Source organism: Tenacibaculum agarivorans (assembly GCF_001936575.1).
Taxonomy (GTDB): domain Bacteria; phylum Bacteroidota; class Bacteroidia; order Flavobacteriales; family Flavobacteriaceae; genus Polaribacter; species Polaribacter agarivorans.
In genome coordinates this window covers 1-2,481 of sequence record NZ_MSMP01000080.1, presented here as the reverse complement: position 1 = coordinate 2,481, position 2,481 = coordinate 1, and the positions used below count along the sequence as shown (strand labels likewise).

Genomic DNA, 2,481 nt, shown 5'->3' with positions numbered 1-2,481 from the left:
TCTCGCTTGATAAATGTACTGTAGGTTGTAGCCTCTGAGGGTCCGTATAAATCATAAACCGACTCCACTGAACTTTCTGCATAAATACGATCTACTAAACTCGGTAATAATGGCTCTCCTGCTAAGTTGACTGTCTTTACTGTTTCTGGTAATTTTCCAGAGTCTAAAACACCTAATAAAACACTTGGAACTGTATTTATTAATGATACTGAAATAGCTGAATCTTCAACTAAGGATAATAAATTATCCACCAATTCAATTTTTGATCCTGAAGCTAACGAAGTAAATAGTTCGAAAATCGATAAATCAAAGTTAATCGATGTGCTGGCTAACATTCCTAACTCAAGTGATTCTTCAAAATTATCTAATGCCCAGTTTACTAAATTGAACATATTTCCATGCTCTATTAAAACACCTTTGGGCTTTCCAGTACTTCCTGAGGTATAGATTACGTAAGCTAAATCAGATTGAGTAAGTTCAGTTTCTAATCCTGATGTTGAATAACTATCCCAATCACTATCTAACGATACAATGGTTATGTCTTTCTTATGCTCTAAGATAGTTCGACTTTGAGCACTGCTTAACACCAAACCAGTAGCTGTGTCTTCAATCATATAATCCACACGATCTTGCGGATAATTAGGATCAATTGGAACATAAGCGCCTCCTGATTTTAAAACTCCTAAAATGCCAACCAACATTTCTAAGCTACGCTCAATACAAATGCCTACAAAATCTCCAGATTTAATTCCCTGATCCTGTAAATAATGAGCTAATTGATTAGATTTTGTATCTAATTCTTCATATGTTAATCCTACTCCTTGGTAAACTACTGCTAGAGCTTCTGGTTGCGCTTCAACTTGATCTTTAAAGTAATCTAAAACTGTTTGAGTGGTTCCATAATCTACCTCAATCCCATTAAATCTTTCTAATGTTTGTAATTCTTCCTCAGGTAAAATTGTTAATGAACTTACTGCTGTTTCCTCTACAGATTCTACCTTTTTAACTAATTGCTCTAAAACTTCTTGCATGTACACAAGAACACGAGACACTTCTACACTTTCCTCTATCTGAGCAGTTAATACAAAATCATCTCCACAATCATCAACATTTAACATGAATGGATAATTCGTTCTCTCTTCACCTCCTATAAAATCAATTCCTAAATCAATAGGGCTTTCTCCTTCTTCTTCAGTTAAAACAGGAGAATGACGAAAGTTTAATAGTGCACTAAATAACGGAACTTCATTAGAAACTCCACTCCAATTTTGGATGCTTGAAAGTGGTGTTTGCTCATATGATAATAATTCATCTAGCCTTTGTTTTACTGCTGCAATGTAATCAGTAATACTTCCTTGAAGTTCTATAAAAAATGGTAGCGTATTTATGAATAATCCTAAAGAATCTGCTGAGTTTAACGCTCCTTGTAAACGTCCAGAGAATAACGAACCGAATAATACATAATCGCTATTACTACATCTTCCAACTACAATTCCATAAGCGGCATGGAATAAAACTGCAGGGCTTAAACCTAATCCAAGACTTACTCTACGTAATTCTTTACTTAATTCTATTGGCAGAATAATACGTGATTCCTTAATATTATCGCTATTAACTTTAATATCTGATAAATTAAACGGATACGTAGGTTCATCTATACTTCCTAATAATTCTTTAAAATAAGATGCTCCATCATTTTGCGACTGTTGATGTAAATTGTGTCCTATAAACTCTCGATATAAAACAGGTGCTGGAAGACTTTCTTCTTCTCCTAATAAATAAGCTTCAATTTCCGAAATCACCTTATCCATACCAACATGATCCAATATTAAATGGTGTTGATATACAATCAAGTAAAAATCATTATTTACTACATCATCTACCGATGTCAACTTTAACAAGGGTGCTTCAGAGGTATCCATCCACTGTTTACCTGGAGCTTTTAGCGCTTCTAACTCTGACGATATGTTATTATTGTTTACAGTTAAATGCGTTACTGATAGTTTCGCTTCTCTAAGTACTACCTGAACAACTTTAGGTAAATCTTCACTTATAAAACATGTACGTAATACATCATGACGATTTACTACAAATTGTAATGCTTCTATAAAGTTTGTTCGTTTTTCATCATCCGAAAAAGACAATAAATTTGGTAATACATAAGGATCGCCTTCCTCTTTATTACTCATTAAGAAGTGGAAATACATTCCTTCTTGTAAAGGCGATAATGGATACATATCCTGAATATTAAGAACGCCTCTTGGTATTTTTGAAACTACAGTGTCTATTTGCTCTTGATCAAAACTTAATAAAGGCACCATTTCTGGTACAATACGATCTGTATCTATTGTAATTCCATTGGCTGGTACTTGATATACAGATGCATCTGCTGAGATTCTTTCTGCAATTTGAGCAACTGTTGGATTAGAGAAAATATCTTTAACTGCTATATGATAATCTATCTTTTGTAAACGTGAAATT

1 protein-coding gene is annotated in these 2,481 nt (G+C 33.7%); it reads right to left on the bottom strand.

The window, feature by feature from the left end; genetic code table 11:
- On the bottom strand, nt 1-2,481 hold a 2,481-nt coding region (locus BVC87_RS22900), incomplete at both ends, for an AMP-binding protein (protein ID WP_075344718.1).